The sequence below is a fragment of the Nostoc cf. commune SO-36 genome (assembly GCF_023734775.1).
GTDB classification, from domain to species: domain Bacteria; phylum Cyanobacteriota; class Cyanobacteriia; order Cyanobacteriales; family Nostocaceae; genus Nostoc; species Nostoc commune_A.
In genome coordinates this window covers 3,533,139-3,557,555 of sequence record NZ_AP025732.1, presented here as the reverse complement: position 1 = coordinate 3,557,555, position 24,417 = coordinate 3,533,139, and the positions used below count along the sequence as shown (strand labels likewise).

At 42.7% G+C, this 24,417-nt stretch carries 12 protein-coding genes and 1 pseudogene; 6 read left to right on the top strand and 7 right to left on the bottom strand.

Going from position 1 to position 24,417, the window contains the following annotated elements; all coding sequences use genetic code 11:
* The first annotated feature begins 108 nt into the window (after nucleotides 1-108).
* Complete coding sequence (locus ANSO36C_RS15940; RefSeq protein ID WP_251955338.1) at nucleotides 109-1,380, top strand: FGGY-family carbohydrate kinase; 1,272 nt, start codon at nucleotides 109-111, stop codon at nucleotides 1,378-1,380.
* A 419-nt stretch (nucleotides 1,381-1,799) separates the two neighbouring features.
* Here ANSO36C_RS15940 and ANSO36C_RS15935 read toward each other — a convergent pair whose 3' ends face one another.
* Together ANSO36C_RS15935 and ANSO36C_RS15930 are read right to left on the bottom strand one after the other, a co-directional pair.
* On the bottom strand, nucleotides 1,800-3,383 hold the full coding sequence (locus tag ANSO36C_RS15935) for a DUF2357 domain-containing protein (protein WP_251955337.1): 1,584 nt from the start codon (nucleotides 3,381-3,383) through the stop codon (nucleotides 1,800-1,802).
* Nucleotides 3,361-5,475 carry an McrB family protein gene (locus tag ANSO36C_RS15930; protein WP_251955336.1) on the bottom strand — a complete coding sequence of 705 codons (2,115 nt, stop codon included), beginning with the start codon at nucleotides 5,473-5,475 and terminating at the stop codon, nucleotides 3,361-3,363. Before ANSO36C_RS15930 ends, ANSO36C_RS15935 begins: the two co-directional genes overlap by 23 nt.
* Before the next feature lie 199 nt (nucleotides 5,476-5,674).
* On the opposite strand from ANSO36C_RS15930, the gene ANSO36C_RS15925 reads away from it, so the two are divergent.
* Nucleotides 5,675-6,415, top strand: coding sequence for a dienelactone hydrolase family protein (locus ANSO36C_RS15925; protein ID WP_251955335.1), 741 nt, complete (start codon nucleotides 5,675-5,677; stop codon nucleotides 6,413-6,415).
* Between the two features lie 64 nt (nucleotides 6,416-6,479).
* Here the strand turns inward: ANSO36C_RS15925 and ANSO36C_RS15920 are convergent, their stop codons facing one another.
* Nucleotides 6,480-6,902, bottom strand: a complete 423-nt coding sequence (locus tag ANSO36C_RS15920; RefSeq protein WP_251955334.1) for a GxxExxY protein — start codon at nucleotides 6,900-6,902, stop codon at nucleotides 6,480-6,482.
* A gap of 58 nt (nucleotides 6,903-6,960) precedes the next feature.
* Here ANSO36C_RS15920 and ANSO36C_RS15915 point away from each other — a divergent pair.
* Both ANSO36C_RS15915 and ANSO36C_RS15910 read left to right on the top strand, forming a co-directional pair.
* Nucleotides 6,961-9,946 (top strand): annotated as a pseudogene (locus tag ANSO36C_RS15915) (valine--tRNA ligase).
* 155 nt (nucleotides 9,947-10,101) lie between these two features.
* Nucleotides 10,102-10,536, top strand: a complete 435-nt coding sequence (locus ANSO36C_RS15910) for a hypothetical protein (RefSeq protein ID WP_251955333.1) — start codon at nucleotides 10,102-10,104, stop codon at nucleotides 10,534-10,536.
* Nucleotides 10,537-10,761: 225 nt separating this feature from the next.
* On the opposite strand, the gene ANSO36C_RS15905 is transcribed toward ANSO36C_RS15910, so the two are convergent.
* Together ANSO36C_RS15905 and ANSO36C_RS15900 are read right to left on the bottom strand one after the other, a co-directional pair.
* Nucleotides 10,762-16,773 carry a beta strand repeat-containing protein gene (locus ANSO36C_RS15905; RefSeq protein WP_251955332.1) on the bottom strand — a complete coding sequence of 2,004 codons (6,012 nt, stop codon included), beginning with the start codon at nucleotides 16,771-16,773 and terminating at the stop codon, nucleotides 10,762-10,764.
* A 63-nt stretch (nucleotides 16,774-16,836) separates the two neighbouring features.
* The gene (locus tag ANSO36C_RS15900; RefSeq protein WP_251955331.1) at nucleotides 16,837-17,010 is read right to left on the bottom strand and encodes a TIGR03032 family protein; all 174 of its coding nucleotides are present in this window, start codon (nucleotides 17,008-17,010) and stop codon (nucleotides 16,837-16,839) included.
* A gap of 853 nt (nucleotides 17,011-17,863) precedes the next feature.
* Here ANSO36C_RS15900 and ANSO36C_RS15895 point away from each other — a divergent pair.
* Nucleotides 17,864-19,063 (top strand): ISAzo13 family transposase, encoded by a 1,200-nt coding sequence (locus ANSO36C_RS15895; protein ID WP_251960248.1) that lies wholly within the window; start codon nucleotides 17,864-17,866, stop codon nucleotides 19,061-19,063.
* Between the two features lie 252 nt (nucleotides 19,064-19,315).
* On the opposite strand, the gene ANSO36C_RS15890 is transcribed toward ANSO36C_RS15895, so the two are convergent.
* Entirely contained in the window at nucleotides 19,316-21,325 is a 2,010-nt protein-coding gene (locus tag ANSO36C_RS15890) for an ABC1 kinase family protein (protein WP_251955330.1), read from the bottom strand.
* 262 nt (nucleotides 21,326-21,587) lie between these two features.
* Between ANSO36C_RS15890 and recN the strand changes: the two genes are divergently transcribed.
* The gene (gene recN, locus ANSO36C_RS15885) at nucleotides 21,588-23,336 is read left to right on the top strand and encodes a DNA repair protein RecN (RefSeq protein ID WP_251955329.1); all 1,749 of its coding nucleotides are present in this window, start codon (nucleotides 21,588-21,590) and stop codon (nucleotides 23,334-23,336) included.
* A gap of 255 nt (nucleotides 23,337-23,591) precedes the next feature.
* Here recN and ANSO36C_RS15880 read toward each other — a convergent pair whose 3' ends face one another.
* A complete protein-coding gene (locus ANSO36C_RS15880) occupies nucleotides 23,592-24,266 on the bottom strand; it encodes a hypothetical protein (RefSeq protein WP_251955328.1) in 675 nt (224 codons plus the stop codon).
* Between the last annotated feature and the right edge of the window lie 151 nt (nucleotides 24,267-24,417).

Sequence of the window (24,417 nt, the reverse complement as noted above, 5' to 3'; positions counted from 1 at the left end):
TTTCCTTGTTTTGCCAAGATTGGGGAATATCTTGTTACAAGATGCAACAAAAGCAGTTATTAGTCAGTAGTTCTTATTTATTCTCTATTAAAAAAATTTATAAAAATTATGAATTTGTATTTGGGCATCGACTTCGGCACATCTGGCGCACGCGGTGTAGTGATTGACGAGGAAGCCTCTTGTATTCAGGCACAGGTGCGATATCCCTTCCAGGACTCACCAGCCGCCGTTACGCCCAAAATTTGGCAAGAGGCTTTGTTTATGCTGGTGGAACAAATACCTAACCAATTGCGGCGAGAAATTAAAGCGATCGCAATTAATGGTACTTCTTCCACTGTCTTGCTGGTCGATGCTGTTGGCAATCCTGTAGATACACCATTGCTGTACAACGATGCACGGGGATCATTGGTGTTAGAGCATTTGAGGAATATAGCACCCCCTAATCATACCGTGTTGAGTGCCACCTCCAGCCTAGCCAAACTCTTGTGGATGATGCAACAACCCTCTTTTAGTGAAGCCAGATATTTCCTACATCAAGCAGATTGGCTGGCGTTTCTCCTACATGGACAGCTGGGGATTAGCGATTACCACAATGCTTTAAAGCTGGGTTATGACGTAGAAGAGTTGAAATACCCAGAATGGCTAGAAAATTTGCAAATACCGATTCAGCTACCCAAAGTTTTGCCTCCTGGTACTCCCATTGCCCAATTGCGTCCTGAAATTGCGGATAAATTTGGTTTACGCCGTGATTGTCTGGTATGTGCAGGTACAACTGATAGTATTGCCGCTTTTCTCGCCAGTGGAGCAAAATTACCTGGTGAAGCCGTGACTTCCCTTGGTTCAACGTTGGTATTGAAGTTGTTAAGTCGCACCCGGCAAGAAGATGCCAGATATGGAATTTACAGCCATCGGTTGGGGGATTTGTGGCTGACTGGTGGTGCTTCTAATACTGGAGGTGCTGTACTCAAGCAATTTTTCACAAACGCGGAGTTAGAAAGCCTTAGCTGGGAGATTGATGCTTCAATTGCCAGCGAGTTAGACTATTATCCGTTATTGAAGGTAGGCGATCGCTTTCCGATTAATGATCCCAATCTACCCCCACGTTTGTCACCACGCCCAGATAACCCAGTCGAATTTTTGCATGGGTTGTTAGAAAGTATTGCCCGCATAGAAGCGCGAGGGTATGAATTATTACAGCAAATGGGCGCAGACAAATTGAGCCGTGTTTATACTGCTGGCGGTGGTGCGGCGAATGAAACTTGGACTGCGATTAGGGCACGTTATTTGCAGGTTCCTGTAGTCGCGTCAGTGTACACAGAAGCAGCTTATGGAACGGCGCTGTTGGCTATGGGAGGCGGAATTAAGGGTGAACAAGAGTAATTGTGTAACAATCTTTTCGTAAGTATTTCGTAAATCAGTATCTATCCCAGTGACAATCTACATATCTCGGACGATACTGTGATTATTAGATACCGGACTATAGATTCCAGGTTCATGATCTGGGCAGCTATTCGGGGATGGATGCTTCGCAGCAAGCGAATGTCATCTGTCCCCTTTATTAATTATTGGTGTGGGTTCTGAGGGTATACGCTTGGGTTAAGGCTAAAAGTAAAATTCTTTATTTTTTTTAACGAACCGCAGAGACGCAGAGGACACAGAGAGAAGAAATGCTTAGTTAAGGCAAACATAACAAACTTTCACTGGGGATATTAAGCGATCACAGTGATGGTAAAAGAAAGCCATGAATGCCATTTACCGGATTCGTCAAGTCCGACATCAGAAGTCCAGATGGTTTATTGTCAGGAAACTTCAAGGGCTTTATTTAGCACGCGACGCAGATGCTCCTGTAGGATACTTTCAGCCCCAGGATAAGCTGGAAGAGCCTCAATTTCTGCGTTGGAATAAGATGCGTAGGAACCAGGGTAAATAATCGCAGCATAGCTGACTACTTGCCTACCTTCTCTGTTTTGGATAGCATCATGGTAAGTGTGCATCTTCTGAATATCAACACTTTTAGGCTTTCCTTCATTGCTTGTGTTTTCCAGTGACTCACCCTCAAGTTTGTACTTGGGATCAAATAAATAGACATTCTTAGAGCCATTAGCTAGTCTGATCTCTACTGCTATATCAGGGCGCAATGTAACGCTGGCGCTTTGCAGTTCTCCATCTTTGCCATAGCTTCGTTCAGGAATTAACTTAATTTTTGTCTTGTGTTGCGGGTGAATTAAAACTAATGCTGGTTGTCCATTAGGTAAAATTCTGACGTAGACTCCCGTTTTATCTCTAGCAACTAAACACTGGGTTTCAACTTTGTATCCTTTATCTATAGCTACTTCCAATAGCGTTGCAATTATCCACAAAGTTCCCCAAATTTGGTAAAGTTTGTAGAGATTCTCCAAAGGTGCATCAAGGTCTGAATCATCCAAATGCACAGCAGGACTTCTGATAAATTCTAGATAGCCTTCCAAAGCAGCGTGGTAAAGTGGACGGTTTAACAAAACCATCGTAATTTGATTGGGCAAATATTTAGGCTGGCTCACCTCATCTAGAAAAGCTGCTTGTTGACGAGCCTTTTTTAATTGGTAAAACAGAGACTTAATCTCTTCCAAAGGCTTACCTTTAGGGTCAGCTTCAAAAGCTTGCCGAACTCGTCTAAGTCTCTGATTGACAAGCTCAAAAAATAACCTAACCAACTGGTTCTCATAAACATCAACAGTATGCTCAACTCGGACATCCGGTAGGCGAATCGGTCTTCCACTCACATCCAAGTTATGCCCTCGAAAAAAAGCTTGAACTAGCCCACCAAGAGGAGGTCTGCGGACTTGATCTTGCCGAACCCAAATTTCATTAGTTTTGAGGATTTGATGAGGATTGCGAGCAAGTTGGCTCAAAATCTCACTCAGCCCTAATCTTTTGCCTGTGCCATTAATAGCTCGACGTAAGCGAAGTAGTTCCTGAGCTAAAGTAGTTTCACCTAGTTGTGGTAATTTCAGACCAGCTAAAGCCCCGGTACGCTGTAAGCCTATCGCTACTGAGGTTGGCAGACGAGAATCGAGATCCTCTAGCATCTGAGCAAAAGCTTCACGATTAATTTTCTGAGGCCAAACCGCAATTGTCTGTTCCTCAATCTCATTTTGGTACTCAAGTCGTAGTCGGTAGTAGCCAGGGTTTGAGCGAGGCCACTCAGCTAGAACTCGAAACTTTCCACTCAAATCCATTACCAAGAGTGGGAGTTTTTTATCTTGAAGCCAAAGCCGTATTTGTTGTAATTTTTCTTGAGGTACATGAACTTCCAACCAAGCAGGTTGCCACTCACTTGGAGCATCTATAATCTCGCCTTCGCGGCTAAGAAAACTCAGTTTAGAAGTAGGAAGTAAATCCATGTTGTTCAAATGTTTTTAGCATTTTGCTAGCTTTAGCGTGACTTAGATTAAGTTTATTTTTAGCAGCAATATCAACAAATGTCTTAAGGGCTTCTCCTACCCTATCATCAGCACCTTTTAGTTTGGGCAAAATCTTCTGTAACAGTTGTTCATCTAAAGCTTCTTCCCAAGATATACCTAAAACTTTAGCTTCATTCACATAGTTATTGATTTCATCTAAAACACGAAAAGCAAATGGGGTTACTAGGTGCAGATTATCCCAAACTTCCATTAAAATTTCACGATAGTCAACTTCACCCAAATGCTCAAATAAATCATTACGACAAACCTCAAGTTCTATCATTTGCGCTCTATCATAAACTTTGTCAGCAAAATTGTGAGTAGTTTCGTCTACATTGACCGTACCAATAAAGTAAAGGTTAGGTGGTAACAAAATTTGTTTCTCGGATGCAAGTTCAATTTGGGCTAATCCTTCACGCATCCTAACTTCCATCACTGAGAGAAATTTGGCAAAGTAATACTCTACCCGTGCTAAATTCATCTCATCCAAGATTAAATGGTAAGGTTTGGGAGTGCGTTTTTCTGTTTGAGCTTGTTCGTACTCTTGAGCCGCTTTTTCTAAAAAATGGCTAAACGCAGTGTAATGGTATTCTTTATCCATTGGATTGAAGTAGCCGAGTAAATCTTCGTTAGTAGTCCAATTAGGAGCCACAGGAACTAAAAGGTATTCAGCCGCTACTACTTCAGCATAAGCTTTGGTAAGCCAAGTCTTGCCAGTCCCGCTAGTTCCTGAAAGAATTACAAATTTTCTGGTTTTAAGGGCTAAATGGTAGCGTCGCAAGATACTTTCAGAAATACGCAGACCTTTAGAGCGGATATTCTGACTAATCTCTGTAAACAAAGGTTCACAATAGTTTGGATAAATAGTTTTGAGGATACGCTGTGCTTCTTCGTAATTATCCACATCTTTTTCCTTGTCAAATAATTCTGTAGCTCTGCATAAATCCTCAAAAGCTTTTTGCTGATTTTCGAGTTCTAAGTATGTAAGTCCTCGATGGTAATATGCCAAGGCAAAGTTAGGATTAATATGTAAAGATTGGTTATAATCATTAAGGGCTTTATCGTAATTTTCAAGATTATAGTAAATATTACCTCGCTCATCGTAAATTTCGTAATTTTTAGGTTGAATCAGTAGTAAATAATTATAGTCATATATAGCATCGTCCGTATATCCTGTTTCAGCTTTTACTTTTCCTCGGTATCGATAAACATCCGCTATATTTGGAGCTTGCTCTAAAGCTATATCAAATTGTTTAATAGCATCTTGGTAGTTTCCTTCTTGATATTTCTTCACTCCTTGTCGGCAGTAATATTTACCATTTTTTATATTAGTTTGATGTAAATATTCTTCAATAGCTGTAATTGGTTCATCACACGTTGCAACCAAAAATAAAGGGAAAATTCCTTCAAATAGCTGTTTTATTTCATTAGCTAGCTGTTGATAGTCAAAATTTAATACTCGATAATATGTAAGATAATTAGTAACTTGAATACACTTAGTCGCGCTTTTCTGACGAGCTACAATTTTTAACCAGTCAGCTAAACGATTAATTTTACTAATCTGCTGACTAGATTCAGAAAAGAGAGAAAACTTACCATCTATTCGAGTATTTTGGAGAAGAATTTCTTTAATCGCTGTGTTATTTTGGATGTTTTTAATAAATTTTTGTCTATTCACACTTTTCTCAGAAATATACAAGCCAAACCATAAACCATTTGGTATAATCCGTATAAAAAAGTGAGCATTATTCCATTGAGTTTCCATTTGTTTTAAAAATAAATTATATTCAATAAATGGCTCATACAAAAAAATATTTTCCTGAATATCTGTATTAAGTTGTTTTATTATTTCACCTGATAGTTGAGCAATAGTAAGCTGGTATAGCTGCTGAAATGGTTGTTGAATATAAGTTTTAAAATCTTCTTCGTGCTTTGAATAAAAATCTTGACTTGAATGTTTCTTTAATTGTGCAAGAAGGTCAAAACTTTTTAATGAAAATGGGCATTCTGGATTTACAAAAACTTCTGTCATTTGACCTGATAACGATAACTAAAATTATTATTGTGACATATTTATTACACAAAATCTAACTACTTCACTACTTTAGAAATGCGATCGCAACAAACTTTCACTGGAAAAAGAACGCCAAATTGTAGGTTGAAAGTAACCGGATACTTCGGCGCTATAGTGTAGAAGCTAATGACAGCAAGCGGAACACGGAGACAAAAAAGTGCAAATCACTAAGCGCAACGTTGAATTAAGAGTAGATGGCAGCTTAATGCGTGTTTATGTTGCGGCTCCCAAAGCAGCAGGAAAATACCCTGGTATTGTGTTCTACAGTGATATTTATCAATTAGGTGATGCAATAATTCGTCTAGCTAACTACTTAGCAGGATACGGCTATGTAGTAGCAGCCCCAGAAATTTTTCACCGAATTGAGCCAGTTGGTTCAGTAATTGAGCCAGACGATCTGGGACGGATGCGGGGTAATGACGATGCGCGTCGAACCTCCGTAGCTGATTATGATGCCGATTGCCTTGCTATGATTGAATTTCTGAAAACAGAGAGTGCGGTTTCTCCAAATCAAATAGGCACTCTTGGCTTTTGTATTGGTGGACATTTAGCCTTCCGCGCCGCATTTCAAAACGAAATTCGGGCTTGTGTCTGCTGTTACCCTACTGGTATTCCCAGTGGTAAACTGGGTAAAGAAGTAGCCGATACAATCCAGAGGGTAAGTGAAATCAAAGGCGAGATGCTAATGGTATTCGGTACTCTTGACCCTCATATACCAGAGAGCGATCGCCAAACTATAATAAAAGCAATTGAGAATGCTAACATACCTCACCAAGTTTTCTCGTATGAAGCAGAACATACATTCATGCGCGACGACGGTTATCGTTATGATTCTAGTGCTAGCAGCGTAGCTTGGGCTGAAATAGTAACTTTTTTGGGGCGCATATTTGCAAACTGAAAACTTCTAGTGTTTCATGGGTTTGGGGGACGAACCGCAGAGGCGCAGAGAGCGCAGAGAAAGACTAAGAGAGGATGATGCGTTTGATGCCGTCTTTGAGGACGGGAACGTTAAAGTTGATGAGAAGGGCTAAGGGGTAATTAGTCATTTTAAGGTATGAGAGGACTTGAGCTTCGTGGATTGGGGCTAAATTTTGGACAGCTTTTAATTCCACAATTAGACAATTGGCAACCAGAAAATCTAGTCTCCCCTTACCTACTTCATGTCCTTTATAATTGACTGTTACCGACTTTTCAACCAGATGAGGTATCCCGCACCTGAAAAATTCTATAATTAGCGCCTCCTTATACACCTCCTCCAAAAACCCTGGCCCCAACACCCGATGCACCTCAATCGCCGCCCCAATCACCTTACCTGTAAGTTGATTCATCTCCTCTCCTAACTCTCTTCCCTCTGCGTTCTCTGCGCCTCTGCGGTTCGTTTCCATCAATCCCTCTCCAACCCTATGGCAAAATTTATAAAAGTCCTTCTTTAGTTTTCCCAGCATGACCGCAACCATTCCTAATCTCCCCAGTCTCTACGACCCCTTTTCCACCGAAGCCAAATGGCAAAAATTCTGGGAAGACAACCAAGTTTACAAAGCTGACCCCAACCAAGGCGGCGAACCCTACTGCATCGTCATTCCCCCCCCGAATGTCACCGGCAGCTTACACATGGGTCACGCCTTTGAAAGTTCCTTGATTGATACCCTCGTGCGCTACCAACCGGATGCAGGGACGCAATACCCTGTGGCTACCCGGAACTGACCACGCCAGCATCGCTGTCCATAGTATGCTGGAAAAACAACTCAAGAAAGAGGGTAAAACTCGCTACGAGTTGGGGCGCGAAAAATTCCTAGAACGCGCTTGGCAATGGAAGGCGGAGTCTGAGGGAACGATTCTGAATCAGCTACGACGCTTGGGTGTCTCGGTAGACTGGTCACGGGAAAGGTTTACTCTGGATGAGGGTTTATCTAAAGCTGTTGTCGAGGCATTTACTCGTCTTTACGAGGAAGGCTTAATTTATCGTGGTGAATATTTAGTTAACTGGTGTCCCGCTTCTCAATCGGCTGTGTCTGATGTGGAAGTGGAAAATCAAGAGGTGAATGGAAATCTCTGGCACTTCCGCTATCCCCTCACCGATGGTTCCGGTTTTGTAGAGGTGGCGACAACTCGACCAGAAACGATGCTGGGTGATACGGCTGTAGCAGTTAATCCCAATGACGATCGCTACAAACATCTCATCGGTAAAACTCTAACTCTGCCAATTTTACAACGAGAAATTCCCATCATTGGCGATGAATATGTTGATCCCACTTTCGGCACAGGCTGCGTGAAGATAACTCCCGCCCATGACCCGAACGATTTTGACATGGGTAAGCGTCACAATCTGCCGTTTATCAACATTATGAATAAAGACGGCACTCTCAACGCCAATGCTGGGGAGTTTCAAGGACAAGACCGCTTCGTTGCTAGAAAAAATGTGGTTTCTCGCCTAGAAGCAGATGGCTTTTTGGTAAAGATAGAAGATTATAAACATACCGTTCCCTACAGCGATCGCGGTAAAGTACCTATTGAACCTCTCCTCTCAACTCAGTGGTTCGTCAAAATTCGCCCCTTAGCTGACAACACTCTCGAATTCCTCGACCAGCAAACTTCTCCAGAGTTTGTCCCCCAACGCTGGACAAAGGTTTATCGTGATTGGCTAGTAAAACTGACTGATTGGTGTATTTCTCGCCAATTATGGTGGGGACACCAAATTCCGGCTTGGTACGCTGTCAGTGAAACGGATGGACAAATTACCGATAATACGCCCTTTGTCGTGGCAAAATCGGAAACTGAAGCTTGGGAGAAAGCAAAATCGCAATTTGGAGAAAATGTCAAGCTAGAACAAGATCCAGATGTACTAGATACTTGGTTTTCTTCTGGACTCTGGCCATTTTCGACTTTGGGCTGGCCAGAACAAACTCAAGATTTAGCAACTTACTACCCGACTACCACTTTGGTAACAGGCTTTGACATCATCTTTTTCTGGGTAGCTAGAATGACCATGATGGCTGGGCATCTTACGGAGCAAATGCCTTTCCAAACAGTTTACATTCATGGTTTGGTGCTGGATGAAAAAGGTCAGAAGATGTCAAAGACCAAAGGTAATGGCATTGACCCATTGTTATTAATTGACAAGTATGGTACTGATGCCCTGCGGTATACCTTAATTAGGGAAGTGGCTGGTGCTGGTCAAGATATCCGTTTAGAATACGATCGCAAAAAGGATGAATCGGCATCGGTGGAGGCATCGCGCAACTTTGCAAATAAGTTGTGGAATGCTGCCCGGTTTGTGATGATGAATTTGGATGGACAAACACCGCAACAATTGGGGAATCCACTAGCTACCGAATTGAGCGATCGCTGGATTATCTCGCGGTATCATCAAGTTATCCAACAAACTACCAATTACATCGATAATTACGGTTTAGGGGAAGCAGCAAAAGGACTCTATGAGTTTATTTGGGGTGATTTCTGCGATCAATATATTGAACTGGTGAAATCCAGATTGCAAGCAGATGCCTATCCAGTATCGCGGCGGGTAGCACAGCAAACCCTCGGCTACATATTGGAAGGAATTTTAAAACTGCTTCATCCGTTGATGCCTCATATTACCGAAGAAATTTGGCAGACTCTCACCCAACAACCAGCAGATTCCCCGCAAACTTTACCGTTGCAAATATATCCCCAGATAGATGTAAATTTAATTGATTCAGCTTTAGAAGAACAGTTTGAATTACTGATTGCTACTATCCGCACAATTCGGAATTTGCGGGCTGAGGCAGATATTAAGCCTGGGGTAAAAGTGACAGCGAATTTGCAAACTGAAAGTGAGAAAGAGCGGCAAATTCTCACTGCTGGACAAGATTACATTAAAGATTTGGCGAAGGTTGAGACTTTAACTATTACCGACAAGCAAGAAAACCAAACTGTTGCTGCGAAAAAACCTCAAAGGGGTTTGAAGACAATTGGCTTAATTATTGTGGCCATTGTCTTTGGTAGATTAGGTTTAGCTGCGGGAAATGCCATTGATGACATTCCCATCGTCGGAACTTTCTTTGAATTAGTTGGTTTTGGTTACACCACGTGGTTTGTTAGCCAAAATTTACTCACTGCTCAAGCAAGACTTAGGTTATGGAGCCGATTTTTCCCGCAGAGAGAATTAGAACAACCACAAGAATCAGAAAATGCGATCGCAGGTGTAATTGGTACAATACAGGTGCTAATTCCTCTAAGCGGTGTGGTAGATATTGAAGCTGTACGTGCCAAGCTAGAAAAAAGCTTGAGTAAAGCTGAAGCCGAAGTTCAATCCCTGAGTACCAGATTAAACAATCCTAGTTTCGTAGATAGAGCTAGGGCTGATGTGGTACAAGGAGCGCGGGATGCCTTAACAGAAGCACAAAAGCAAGCTGAAATTTTGCGCGAGCGTCTGAAGGGATTGTCGTAGGCATCGCTTGCGTGGCTTAGGATAACTGTAATGGGTAATGGGAGTGTCAATAATTCCCAATTACCCATTTGCAATTAATAAAATATCAATTTTGACACTTATTTTTATTAAATTGTTTTGAATTTTGAATTTTGAATTGGAGCAAAGCGACCCTCATGCTATATCTAGCCCAGGTGCGTAAAAACGATTTTTTAGAGCAGCACCAGTTACGCTTGTTGGCGCGTCAAGAAGCTGATAACTTGTGGGCGATAATTCCTGAAGAGGCTTTCATTTTGCTAGGCAAGGGAAAGCTCATGAGTGAGAACTTGCTTGTTTTAGTAGAACTTTCCCCTACAGGCGACATTGAAAGACTAGAAGATGCCACTAACTGGGTACTCCATCTAGTACAAAGCTACCTCACCATCGGCATTACCCCAGAATTTTTGCAGCACGAAGCCGAACGAGCAGAACATTGGCGACAATCCCTGACGTTGCAGAACCAAGACTTAGCACGGCGTTCCTTAGAGTTGGAAGCTCGACGCGAACAAATTCAAGCCTTAGAAGAAAGCCTCAAACGCGAGAAAAATGGTTATTCCCAAGAGGAAAGTTAAAAGTTTGCAGTTGTGTTGCACTCAAGTCTGTATCCATGACAGATTACCCAGCAAGAGTTTATCTGTCTCTTACTGGGTAATCTCCCAATGCTGGCTATAGTTCAATACACTTCAGAATGAGCAACAAAACCCAGATGTAGAGACGCCGTTAATCGCGTCTTGAAAAACTAAATCATCTACACCCATAACCCTTAACTGAACCATATTGGCTACAGTTAGCTTCCGTTAGGCAATTACAGTAATATTTGCACTAGTAAGCGCTACCTGATTCGAGAAGTGGGCAATTTTAATTTGTGCAGTCTTACCAATCCCATCTGCGTCAAAGAATAGGTTCCCCGTAGTTTGATCATAGATGAAGCGATCGCCTCCTGCGATCGCACTAGTACCAAGTAGAAACAAGCCCGAATCGAGCGTAGTATTCTGAGATTGAACTAGTTTAAATTCAGCCTTGGAAACCAAGATAGTATCATCTCCAAGAGTAAAATCAGCGATCGTATCATAGCCTCCAGTACGGCTACCAGTTAGGTTGAAACTGTCTTGCCCAATTCCACCAGTCAGCACATCTAGACCAACTCCACCAGCTAGTAAATCATCACCTAGACCACCGAGCAAGGTGTCATTGCCTGAGTTTCCAGAGAGGCTATCATTACCATCTCCTCCTATTAAAGTGTTAGCGCCAGTATTTCCCGTCAGGGTGTTATTGAGGCTGTTACCAGTACCATTAATTAGCTTGCTTCCAGTCAGGGTCAAGTTCTCCAGGTTATTGCCTAACACCCAAGTTATCGAAGAATTGACTAAATCTGTACCTGCATCTAAGCCTTCAATAATAGAGTCGTTCACGTTGTCTACAGTGTAAATGTCATTACCAACTCCCCCATCAAGACTGTCAACTCCTGCACCTCCATTTAAGGTGTCATCGCCTACACCGCCCAACAAAGTGTCATTCCCAGAACCACCAATCAGGCTATCATTGCCATCTTCTCCTCTCAACGTGTTAGCGCCACTATTTCCGGTCAAGATGTTATTAAGGCTGTTACCAGTACCACTTATTGCCCCACTTCCAGTCAGAGTCAGCTTCTCCAGGTTATCTACCAACACCCAATTCACCGAAGAATTGACTAAATCTATACCTGCATCTAAGCCTTCAATAATCGAATCGTTCACGTTATCTACGATGTAGATGTCATTGCCAGCTCCACCAATGAGACTATCAGATCCTAAACCTCCATCTAAGGTGTCATCGCCTACACCGCCGAACAAGGTATCATTGCCTACACCACCAATCAGGCTATCGTTCCCATCTTCTCCACTCAAGATGTTAGCGCCAGTATTTCCAATCAGGATATTCTTAAGATTGTTGCCAGTACCATTGATTGCTTCACTTCCAGTCAGGGTCAAGTTCTCCAAGTTAGCTTCCAACACCCAAATTACCGAAGACTTAACTAAATCTGTACCTGCATTTAAGCCTTCAGTAATCGAATCGCTCAGATTGTCTACGATGTAAATGTCATTGCCAGCTCCACCAATGAGACTATCAGCTCCCAAACCTCCATCTAAGGTGTCATTGCCTACACTGCCCACTAAGGTGTCATCACCTACATCACCAGTCAAGCTATCATTGCCATTTTCTCCACTCAAGAAGTTAGCGGCAGCATTTCCAATCAGGATATTATTAAAGCTGTTACCAGTACCATTGATTGCTTCACTTCCAGTCAGGGTCAAGTTTTCCAAGTTAGCTCCCAACACCCAAGTTACCGAAGACTTAACTAAATCTGTACCTGCATTTAAGCCTTCAGTAATCGAATCGTTCAGGTTGTCTACGATGTAAATATCATTGCCTTTACCACCGATGAGGCTGTCAGCCCCTGCACCACCATCTAAAGAATCATTTCCATCGCCGCCATTAAGAGTGTCGTTATCACCTAGTCCTTGGAGGGTATCATTGCCCTGCAATCCTGAGATGATATCACTCTTCTCCGTACCAGTCAGCTTGTCTGCAACTAAAGTGCCATTAATTGGAGGGGTGATTTCATTAATGGTCAAGTTGACCGTAGCAGTACTACTGCCTCCCTGCCCATCACTCATGGTGTAAGTGAAGCCGTCGGAGCCATAATAGTTTTGGACAGGTGTATAAGTGTAAGTACCGTTGTTGTTGTTAACTAAAGTTCCTTGAATAGGTTGGGTGAAGTCAGTAATGCTCAATACATCACTAATATCAGCATCTGTATCATTGCTTAACAGAGTAGTAGCACTAATGATAATAGGTGTGTCTTTGTTTGTGGTAATGCTATCGTTAACAGCAACGGGTGCATCATTCACTGCCGTAATATTAATATTGCGGGTAACGGCAGTACTATTAGCAGTCCCATCATTAACTATAAAGCTGACAGTACGAGGTGTGAGGGTGGGCTTATTACTACTGTTGCTATAAGTCACTGAACGTAGTGCAGTTTGATAATTAGCAACGCTGGAACTGCCAGTTAAGGTTAAAACACCTGTGCTGCTATTGTAGCTGCCCGTAATCCCATTTTGGTTGGTAAAAGCGAGGGTGTCTTGAGCAGAAATAAAGCCACTGGTAATTCTAATGGTGGCACTAGCAAGATTATCTGAGTCTACGTCGCTAACGGTGATGTCTGAGTCAATGGCTGTAGTGGCGTTCTCAATGTATGCCAGGGCAGAGTTTGTAGCAGCAGCAACAGGTGCATCATTCACTCCTGTAATATTAATATCGCGGGTAACGGCAGTACTATTAGCAGTCCCATCATTAACTAGAAAGCTGACAGTACGAGGTGTGAGGGTGGGCTTATTACTACTGTTGCTATAAGTAACTGAACGTAGTGCGGCTTGATAATTAGCAACACTGGAACTGCCAGTTAAGGTTAAAACACCTGTGCTGCTGTCGTAGCTGCCCGTAATCCCATTTTTACTGGTGAAGGCGAGGGTATCTTGAGCAGAAATAAAGCCACTGGTAATGCTGACGGTAGCACTAGTTAGGGTAGGAGAGTCTGTGTCGCTAACGGTGATACCTGAGTCGATGGCTGTAGTGGCGTTCTCAATGTATGCCAGGACAGAGTTGGTGGCAGCAGCAACAGGTGCATCATTCACTCCTGTAATATTAATATCGTGGGTAACGGCAGTACTATTAGCAGTCCCATCATTAACTAGAAAGCTGACAGTACGAGGTGTGAGGGTGGGCTTATTACTACTGTTGCTATAAGTAACTGAACCCAGTGCAGTTTGATAATTAGCAACGCTGGAACTGCCAGTTAAGGTTAAAACACCTGTGCTGCTATTGTAGCTGCCCGTAATCCCATTTTGGTTGGTAAAAGCGAGGGTGTCTTGAGCAGAAATAAAGCCACTGGTAATTCTAATGGTGGCACTAGCAAGATTATCTGAGTCTACGTCGCTAACGGTGATGTCTGAGTCAATGGCTGTAGTGGCGTTCTCAATGTATGCCAGGGCAGAGTTCGTAGCAGCAGCAACAGGTGCATCATTCACTCCTGTAATATTAATATCGCGGGTAACGGCAGTACTATTAGCAGTCCCATCATTAACTATAAAGCTGACAGTACGAGGTGTGAGACTGGGGTTGTCACTGCTGTTGCTATAAGTAATGGAACGTAGTGCGGCTTGATAATTAGCAACACTGGAACTGCCAGTTAAGGTTAAAACACCTGTGCTGCTGTCGTAGCTGCCCGTAATCCCATTTTTGCTGGTGAAGGCGAGGGTGTCTTGAGCAGAAATAAAGCCACTGGTAATGCTGACGGTAGCACTAGTTAGGGTAGGAGAGTCTATGTCGCTAACGGTGATACCTGAGTCGATGGCTGTAGTGGCGTTCTCAATGTATGCCAGGACAGAGTTGGTGGCAGCAGCAACAGGTGCATCATTCACTCCTGTAATATTAATATCGTGGGTAACGGCAGTACTATTAGCAGTCCCATCATTAACTAGAAAGCTGACAGTACGAGGTGTGAGACTGGGGTTGTCACTGCTGTTGGTATAAGTAACGGAACGCAGTGCGGTTTGATAATTAGCAACTGTGGCACTGCCATTTAACGTTAAGACACCTGTGCTGCTGTCGTAGCTGCCTGTAATCCCATTTTGGGTGGCGAAGGCGAGGGTATCTTGAGCAGAAATAAAGCCACTGGTAATGCTGACGGTGGCACTAGTTAGGGTAGGAGAGTCTACATCGCTAACGGTGATGCCTGAGTCGATGGCTGTAGTGGTATTCTCAGTGTATAGCAGGACAGAGTTGGTGGCAGCAGCAACAGGTGCATCATTCACTGCCGTAATATTAATGTTGCGGGTAATGGCAGTGCTATTAGTAGACCCATCATTAACTAGAAAGCTGACAGTACGAGGTGTGAGACTGGGGTTGTCACTGCTGTTGGTATAAGTAACGGAACGCAGTGCGGTTTGATAATTAGCAACTGTGGCACTGCCATTTAACGTTAAGACACCTGTGCTGCTGTCGTAGCTGCCTGTAATCCCATTTTGGGTGGCGAAGGCGAGGGTATCTTGAGCAGAAATAAAGCCACTGGTAATGCTGACGGTGGCACTAGTTAGGGTAGGAGAGTCTACATCGCTAACGGTGATGCCTGAGTCGATGGCTGTAGTGGTATTCTCAGTGTATAGCAGGACAGAGTTGGTGGCAGCAGCAACAGGTGCATCATTCACTGCCGTAATATTAATGTTGCGGGTAATGGCAGTGCTATTAGTAGACCCATCATTAACTATAAATCTGACGGTACGAGGTGTGAGACTGGGGTTATCACTCCTGTTGCTATAAGTAACGGAACGTAGTGCGGTTTGATAATTAGCAACGCTGGAACTGCCAGTTAAGGTTAAAACACCTGTGCTACTGTTGTAGCTGCCCGTAATCCCATTTTCGCTGGTGAAGGCGAGGGTATCTTGAGCAGAAATAAAACCACTAGTAATGCTAACGGTGGCACTAGCTAAGTTATCTGAATCTTTGTCGCTAACGGTGATGCCTGAGTCGATGATTGTATTGGCGTTCTCAGTGTATTCTAGGGCAGATGTAGAAACAGAGGTAATTATCGGAGGAACCCCACTTTTGTATAGTTGGGCATATATCCCCCCATTAGAATTTATGTCCTCATCCTGCGGTACTAGCCTATCTTGACCATAACTAGTCCAGGAAATTACAAAGTCTCCCTTTCCATTCATCGCTACTGTGGGGATACTTTGGTCGTTGGAAGTATAAGCATTGACTTGAAATTCTTCCCCTTGAGCATTCCCTGCACTGTCGTAGCGTTGGGCATATATCCCATAGCCAGAATTGTCTTGAACATTGCTTTGCCAAGAAATGACAAAGTTTCCCCTTGCATCCATCGCTACCTTGGGGTTAATTTGATCGTTAACGATTTTGGTATTGACCCGAAATTCGTTCCCTTGAGCCTCCCCTGCACTGTTGTAGCGTTGGGCATATATCCCATAGCCATCTCCGTCCTGGTTCTCGCTTTGCCAAGAAATAACAAAGTTTCCTGTCGCATCTATCGCAACTGTGGGGTTAGTTTGATTGTTGATGATGGTGGCATTAACCCGAAATTCCTCTCCTTGAGGCATCCCAGTATTGTCGTAGCGTTGGGCATATATCCCATTGCCAGAATCATCTTGAAGATTGCTAGTCCAGGAAATGATAAAGCCCCCATCTACATTCATTGCGACTGTGGGGTAATATTGTTTGTCTTCAAAGGTTTTATTGACCTTAAATTGGACATCTTGAGGCATCCCAGTACTGTCGTAGAGTCGGGCATATACCTCAAAGTCAGATCCATCCACCTCCAATTTACTCCAGGAAATGGCAAAGGCCCCATTTGCATTCATCGCTATCGCTACAGTGGAGTCCAAAATGCTGTCGATGTCGGTATTGACTTTAAATTCACCTCCTTGAGGCATCCCTGCACTGTTGTAGCGTTGGGCATATATCCCAGTGCTAGACCCGTTCTCAGCAAAATTAGTCCAGGAAATGATAAAGTTCCCGTTTGCATCCATCGCTGCTGTGGGGATACTTTGATTGTCTGTGGTCAGGGTATTGACCTTAAATTGATTCCCTTGAGGTGCCCCATCATTGTTGTATCGTTGGGCATATATCCCACCAACCCCGTTCTCATCAAAACTAGTCCAGCAAATGACAAAGTTCCCATTTTGATCTATCGCTACTGTGGAGTTAGATTGATTACCGATAACAGTAGTATTTACTTTGAATTCAGTCATAAAAAACCTCTAAAAAAACTAAAAATTTTATTTCAACAATTACGCTCTGATTAAACAGATTGCTTAGTCATTAGCAATCACCGCACTTAGTCGCAGTGAGCAGTTCAAATCTGGCGCAGTAAATGCTTGGCAGATTTCTTTTAATTCCTGGTTCAAAAGCATCGGATGCTGTACACCAGCTAGAAACTGCACATCATAAAGTTCTTGAAAGTCGGTAGTAAACTTCAGAATTCCCACTGTTCAGTTACTGCCTATCCAACAAATGCACGACTGCTACGCCACAAAGCAACCGCTCAAATTGTTGGGGTAATAAGCAACCCTCCGAAAACATACCGTTCCCGAATCTGGCAAAGTCCCACTAGGACGTAATACCCCACGCAGCACAAGCCCCCAGAAATCCTGGCAGCACACAAACTACTAGGTATGCGATCATTGTCAATAAACAAACCTGTATTTAGGAACAGAACCTAAAAAAATTGCCCCAGATAACAGGTCACACCTTGTCAAAGCTGCATTGTGTAAACTTTACAAACATTGGGATCTTAGTTTTTTATAATGTTTTACTGGTAAGTTTAATTTGGCTATCTACTGTTATAATAAAGACCATTTAAATAAAAAAAAACTGTATATATACTGGATATAAAATTTGGTTAAAACTTTAATAATTGGCAACCTAAGTCAGCAGGTTTTGTTTGCATAATCGAGAGGGTGGTCGTTAGGTTTAAGAAAATGCGTAAGTATAACCTATTTTAATATCGCCAGTTTATGTATTAAATATTTAGTCTAAATACGTATAATTGCAATTCTTTGCTCGAAATGAGTAGAGATAAAAGTAGCAACACTGACACAAATCGCCAAGCAACGCCTAAAATTCCTGTTAAAAAAGGATTATAAAAATAATTTAAGTTCTGGATGGCGACGCGATACGTCAAAACATTACAGCAGATTGCAACTTGGTGAGGTACAGATAATCGTAGGGGCACAACATGTTCATTGGTGTCAACTTAGAGAACTCCACAGAATAATTGATCCTATGATAAGAGAAAGATAAATTCAGTGTGCAGTCTAGCTCATGTATCCAAAATCTATCATTCAACTCACCGCGCACCTAAAATCTCTGTACATCAAAACAGCGAAAAAACTCAAGGGAAGTGACCGAAGACAATTCATGGCAGAAGTAGTCAAAGGTTTGGGAATAGGTGGACAAACTGTGGCGGAAAGGGAGTTGGGATGGAATAGGCGCACTATCCGTAAAGGGATGCAGGAGTTAGAGAGTGGTCAGCCTTTTATTGATGGTTTCAGGCGTAGTGGACGCAAGCGGGCTGAAGCAAAATTATCAAACTTGTTGAGGGATATAAAATCGTTAGTAGACCCACAAAGTCAAACTGACCCCAGTTTTAAAAGTATACGTTTGTATACACGCATGACGGCAAGCGAAGTCCGTCGTCAACTAATTGAACAATTTGGTTACACAGAGGAAGAACTACCTTCATCAGAAACAATTCGACGAAAATTGAATGATTTAGGCTATACCTTAAAAAGAGTTCTGAAAACCAAGCCTATCAAGAAAATTCCCGAAACAGAAGCGATTTTTGAACAAGTTGAACAAATTAATAGTGAAGCTGACAATGACCCTCATACTCTGCGAATTTCCATTGATGCTAAGGTAGCAGTTAAGATTGGAGAATTTGACCGTGGGGGTAAAAATCGAATGCCAACCATCTCAGTAGACCACGACTTCCCGACGGAGATAACTCTGATTCCCTACGGCATTTTTATACCTGAATACAACGAGTTATTTTTATTCTTTGTTTCTTCCAAATTAACCGCTGATTGTATTGTTGATTTGCTTGAAAGCTGGTGGCAAACTGTCAAACACAGATTTGCTCATATTCAAAAACTGGTGATTAATCAGGATAATGGACCTGAAAATAATTCTCGCCGCACTCAATTTATGAAGCGGATTGTAGATTTTGGTACATCATCTCAACTGACGTTACAACTTGCTTATTATCCGCCTTATCATAGTAAATATAACCCGATAGAACGTTGTTTTGGCTGGTTAGAACAGCATTGGAATGGTAGTTTACTTGACACTGTTGAGACTGTACTGAATTTCGCCCAAACTCTCACATTTAAGGGTAAAAATCCGGTGGTCACATTGGTAGAAACAGTTTATTCTACAGGAGTTAAACTTACTACCTCCGCTATGGCAGAAATTGAAACACAGATTCACCGCCTCCCCAATCTCAGAAAATGGTTTGTAGAAATTTTTGCTAAACCCACATAGCTATTGGATCATTTTTTTTGTGGAGTTCTCTTAAGCTAAAAGCCTTTCAAATCTCGTTTCCAGCCTCTGGGCTGGAAATGCTGCTCTTGGCGGCTCTGCCGCCAGCAAGGGAGGCGGAGCCTCAACGACGGGCATTCCCAGTCGGAGACTGGGAACGAGGCAATCCTAAAATGACAACATGTTGTGCCCCTACCCGTATACTTCATTTACTGAAATACGCTGTATATGTTCTTCTTCAACTCATAACTTTCACTACGATGCCAATAGTTGCCGAATTAACCTAGCTACAGCTTTTTGCGTAAAGCGGTTAGCAATTTGTTGACCTAAGCGCTGTACATCTGAATTTACCAACAACTGGGTAATTTGGGACGCAAGTTGCATTGGCTCAAAGCCTCGTGTTTCTCGGAGAATACCTAATATACGTTTGATATGCTCTAAGGTTTGTTGTTGCTCAACAGTGGCCGATGGAGTTTCATTAACTGCTGTCAATCCTACCCGTTCCCGCAACAGGGAGGTAAAGTTATGCAAAACATTTTTACCTAAAGCATCGAGCCCGTTAACAGATTCATCTACTAGCTTGTCACGAATGAAAGCGCCGCGTTCAGATGATAAAAATTCTATACCCTGATTCAGCACTAAATTAAAGTCGTAGTCTTGACTATTACGCGCATTTTTTAACAAGTTTTCTAAACGGTTCCAGCGAAATCTACCATCTTTAAATAGCAAATCTTGCAATGATGCTCTTAATTGCGGTGCTGGATCGGTTAACAGGCGTTTAGAAACGTAGGGATAAGCTTCGCTGAGAACTTTAAAGTTGGGATCTATAAATATTGCAATCCCTTCGAGTGTCACAAGGGAGCGAATAATTAAGGCGTAATAGGGCGGTACGCGGAAAGGATACTCGTACATCAAAGCCGATAGTTCATCGGTGATGCTTTTAATATTAAGATCGGCAACACTAGCTCCTTCGGCATCAGCAAAGACTCTTGCAAAAGCTGGGATAATTGGTGTTAAATCGGTTTCTGGTGATAAAAAATCTAATTTAACGTAGTCTTTTGCTAGTCCTTCAAAGTCGCGGTTGACAACGTGGACGATCGCTTCAATCAAACCATAACGCTGTAGTGGTTGAATCTCGCTCATCATCCCGAAGTCGAGATAAGCTAATTTACCATCTGGTGTTGCTAACAAATTACCTGGGTGGGGATCAGCGTGGAAAAATCCATGTTCTAGCAACTGGCGCAGGGAACACTGCACACCCACCTCAATTAGATAACGAGCATCTATCCCTTGGGCGCTAATTTCTTCTGTCTGGGTTAATTTTGTACCGTTAATCCACTCCATCGTCAAGACGCGGCGATTAGTGTATTCCCAGTAAATTTTCGGCACATATACGTCTTTTATATGACCATATAACTCGAAAAATCTTTCAGCATTTTCACCTTCGTGGATGTAGTCCATCTCTTCAAAGATGCGATCGCCTAATTCATCGAGAATACCAACTAAGTCACTTTTTACCCGTTTGACCTTTTTCTGCACCCAAGCAGCGAGGTTACGCAAAATATACAAATCAATGGTGATTCCCTCTCTTAAGTCGGGACGTTGGATTTTAACGGCGACTTCTTCACCAGTTTTTAGCTTACCTTTATAGACTTGCCCCAAGGAAGCCGCAGCAATTGGCTGGGCCGAGAGTTCGGCATAAACCTCTTCTGGAGGTGCGCCTAGTTCTTCTTTGATAAACTGATAAGCAATTTCGTTAGGAAAAGGCGGTAATTGGTCTTGTAGCTTAGTTAATTCTTCTAGGTATACAGGAGGAACAAGATCCGGTCTGGTGGACAAAGCTTGTCCGATTTTGATGTAAGCAGGCCCTAGTTGGGTCAGCAATACTCGTAGCTGAGTGGCTCGGCGACGATCATTTTTGACGACAATTCCCCGCTTACTATCCGACCATAACCCAAAAGCAAAGGATAAAGTCGGCCCCAACACGGCGAAAATCCGCCGTATAACTTGGAAGGGTCTTTTTTGATAATGCGCCGCTATAGTCGCGGGATCGTAAAGCGTCTGAGGTTCGGCTGTTATCCTCACCTTTTGGGCAGCTAATAGTTTTAGCGATGTCTGCGACGGGCTAGGATTACGCACAACCAAGCCTTGTATACCATTTTCTGGCACTATATCAATAACGTCCAGTTCGCTTCGGCTATTTGTGCCGTTGCGACTGTCCTCCTGAATCGGTCGGGAACTAGGGGGAAGTGTCTTAACAATCATGAAAAAGGCCACCAGTCAGAACGATCACATTAAGTATTGTAACAATATGTTGAGGGATTGGGAATTGGGAATGGGGCATTGGGCATTGGGCATTAATTATTTCTACCTCATCTGCCTCATCTCCTACTCCCTACTAGTCTGCTACACTTAAACGGGCATACTAGTTCAATAGTATTAGATATTGCTAGTTGCTAAAGGATGAGACTTATTATCTTGTAAATTAGAAGTATCCGGCATCTGCCCTCATGGAGAACTTGGCTTGATGTTGCTTTGCCTAAGAATTGAAAACTTTGCCCTAATTGACCAACTAGAATTGGAATTTGGCGCAGGACTAAATGTGTTAACAGGTGAAACCGGCGCAGGAAAATCGATTATTTTGGATGCGATTGATGCCGCTTTGGGAGGTAAAGTCTCTAGTCGAGTCATTCGCACGGGGACAAGTCGGGCGATGGTAGAGGCTACTTTCACCTCAAACGCCCCCTTAGCAGCTTGGTTGACTGAACAAGAAATAGATTTGCTTGATGAAAATTCAGTAGTGATTAGCCGAGAAATCACAGCGACTGCAAGTAATGTCCGCAGTCGATCGCGGGTGAATGGTGTGTTGGTAAATCGGCAGATCATGGGCGGAATGCGCGATCGCTTGGTAGAAATCACAGCCCAAGGTCAAACGGTACAAGTGGGACAATCTGCCCAAGTCCGTGACTGGTTAGATTTATATGGCGGAGACTCTTTAATGCAGCAGCGTCATAAAGTCGCTACAAGCTTTAGTAATTACCAACAGGCGCATTTAGCATTAGAAAAACGCCGGACATCAGAACGGGAACGATTGCAACAATTCGACTTGCTCACTTATCAAGTGCAGGAATTGGGAGCAGCAAACCTCAGTGAACCTAATGAATTGGAACAGTTGGGACAAGAACGGGAACGCCTAAATCATGTCGTTGATTTGCAACAAATGAGTTACAAAGTCTATCAGGCTTTGTATCAAAACGATAATGAAACTCCCGCCGCAGGTGATTTATTGGGAGACAGTGAGACGATATTAAGTGACATGGTGGAATATGATAGCCAACTACAACACCTGTTGGAATTGGTGCGTGACGCGCAAGCTGCGGTGATGGAAGTGGGAAGGCAAATTAATGCTTATGGGGATGGCTTGGAAGCCGATCCGCACCGATTGGAAGAGGTGGAAGAACGGATTCAAGAATTAAAGCAAATTTGTCGTAAGTACGGGCCAACGCTTACAGAAGCGATCGCTTATTACGAACGTATCCAAGGGGAATTAGCCCAACTTAATGACAGCGAACAATCTATCGAAAAGTTGGAACATCAAGAAAAAGTGTGTTTTGAAAAACTCACCCAAGCAAGCAATCAGTTAACTCAAATGCGGAGTAAGGCGGCGGCTAATTTAGAATCACGTTTAGTAGCTGAACTCAAGCCCCTAGCGATGGAAAAGGTGAAGTTTCTGGTTGAAATATTACCAGCTTTCCCAACTGCGATGGGAGCAGATAAAATTACCTTTACATTTAGTTCCAACCCTGGAGAACCACTACAACCTTTAACGGAAGTTGCCTCTGGCGGGGAAATGAGTCGCTTTTTACTGGCGCTGAAAGCTTGTTTTTCTCAGGTTGACGTGGCTGGGACAATGGTTTTTGATGAAATTGATGTCGGGGTTTCGGGAAGAGTCGCCCAAGCGATCGCAGAAAAATTACACCAGCTAAGTCAACGCAACCAAGTATTATGTGTTACCCACCAGCCTTTAGTTGCGGCAATGGCCGATCGGCATTTTCGTGTAGATAAGCAAACTATTAATCCAGGCAAAGGTAAAAAAGCTAACAATGACAACGCCGAACAGCGTACTGTTGTCAGAGTTACTACCTTGGATAATTTAAACACTCGCCGGGAAGAATTAGCGCAGTTAGCTGGTGGTAAATCTGCAAGCGATGCGATCGCCTTTGCCGAATCTCTGTTATTACAAGCTGCTAATCACCGTCGCAGGGAGCATACTTGACCAAATAATTACTAACGTTCTTTATTTCTTACACTAAGTAGGTTAGCTCAAATAAACCTAACTACGTAACGAAATGTAAAAGAGCCGAAACCCTTGTGATTGCTTGACTTCGCTTTGCTAGGTACCCTACGGGTTCCGCCCTTGGCGGTACGCAATGACATAGTTATAAATTTTCCTACCCACCTACTTATAGGCGCATCTTCATACAGAATTGGTATTAGTCGTAGGTAATAATTAGGAATTACTTTGAAAAATTTAAGCTGCCAATTCTGAAAGGCGTAAACCAGCGATATTCTCACAGGAAAAAGTCTCTTTACCTGTCCATTGGCGGCAGATTAGCTCTATAATTTGACCTGCCCAGTTGCGGAAAAACCATTGGCACAAGGAACCATCCTCTTGAGGAGTCATAGACAGAGGAAGAAAGCCCTTATTTTGCCATACTTGTGCTGCTGAATAGATATCATCAACAAGAATGGCAACATGATGGACAGTGTTAAAACCTTGCTCCTGGCATAAACTAGCTATCTGTTCATCTGGCGCGTTCGGTGCAAGCAGCACCAAAATCATGCCTGACGGCATTAAGGCTGAGAGAAAGTACATACTAGCATCTTCGGGCAATAGGTTTTGCTCAGGACAAAAATCATCAGGCCATTTTCCTGGCCCTTCGGTGATTTTGGCATCATAGTTGATCAGAGTTTTAGCATAGTCTGTAAGAGTTTCTGAATTAGGAAACAACAGTACATAGTGATCTACGATAACTCGTTCACCAAATAGATGTATGCAAAAGGATGAGCTTAAAAATTCTGGAGTCTTGTACCCATCTTTATAGAAAAGCAATCCATCACTTTCCATAAAAGGCGACTCCTTATTAATCGAAGTTTCGGCTAAGTTAAAACCTTTTCTAGGCTCTGCTGGAAGGTTATTGTTCATAATATTCACCTAGAAAAACAATCTATAGTATTTATCCAAAATTGACACTTAGAAACAGGGCTTATATCTACCATTATACTAAGATTGCTTTGGGCCAATCTAAACCATCTACGATGTGCTTGTGGTAACTACTAATACCAATTCTCAAACT

What these genes read in the sequence shown, in the direction of transcription:
- ANSO36C_RS15940 (WP_251955338.1), top strand. Translation starts at nt 109, where the DNA reads ATGAATTTGTATTTGGGCATCGACTTCGGCACATCTGGCGCACGCGGT.
- ANSO36C_RS15935 (WP_251955337.1), bottom strand. Translation starts at nt 3,383, where the DNA reads ATGGATTTACTTCCTACTTCTAAACTGAGTTTTCTTAGCCGCGAAGGC.
- ANSO36C_RS15930 (WP_251955336.1), bottom strand. Translation starts at nt 5,475, where the DNA reads ATGACAGAAGTTTTTGTAAATCCAGAATGCCCATTTTCATTAAAAAGT.
- ANSO36C_RS15920 (WP_251955334.1), bottom strand. Translation starts at nt 6,902, where the DNA reads ATGGAAACGAACCGCAGAGGCGCAGAGAACGCAGAGGGAAGAGAGTTA.
- ANSO36C_RS15910 (WP_251955333.1), top strand. Translation starts at nt 10,102, where the DNA reads ATGCTATATCTAGCCCAGGTGCGTAAAAACGATTTTTTAGAGCAGCAC.
- ANSO36C_RS15905 (WP_251955332.1), bottom strand. Translation starts at nt 16,773, where the DNA reads ATGACTGAATTCAAAGTAAATACTACTGTTATCGGTAATCAATCTAAC.
- ANSO36C_RS15890 (WP_251955330.1), bottom strand. Translation starts at nt 21,325, where the DNA reads ATGATTGTTAAGACACTTCCCCCTAGTTCCCGACCGATTCAGGAGGAC.
- recN (WP_251955329.1), top strand. Translation starts at nt 21,588, where the DNA reads ATGTTGCTTTGCCTAAGAATTGAAAACTTTGCCCTAATTGACCAACTA.
- ANSO36C_RS15880 (WP_251955328.1), bottom strand. Translation starts at nt 24,266, where the DNA reads ATGAACAATAACCTTCCAGCAGAGCCTAGAAAAGGTTTTAACTTAGCC.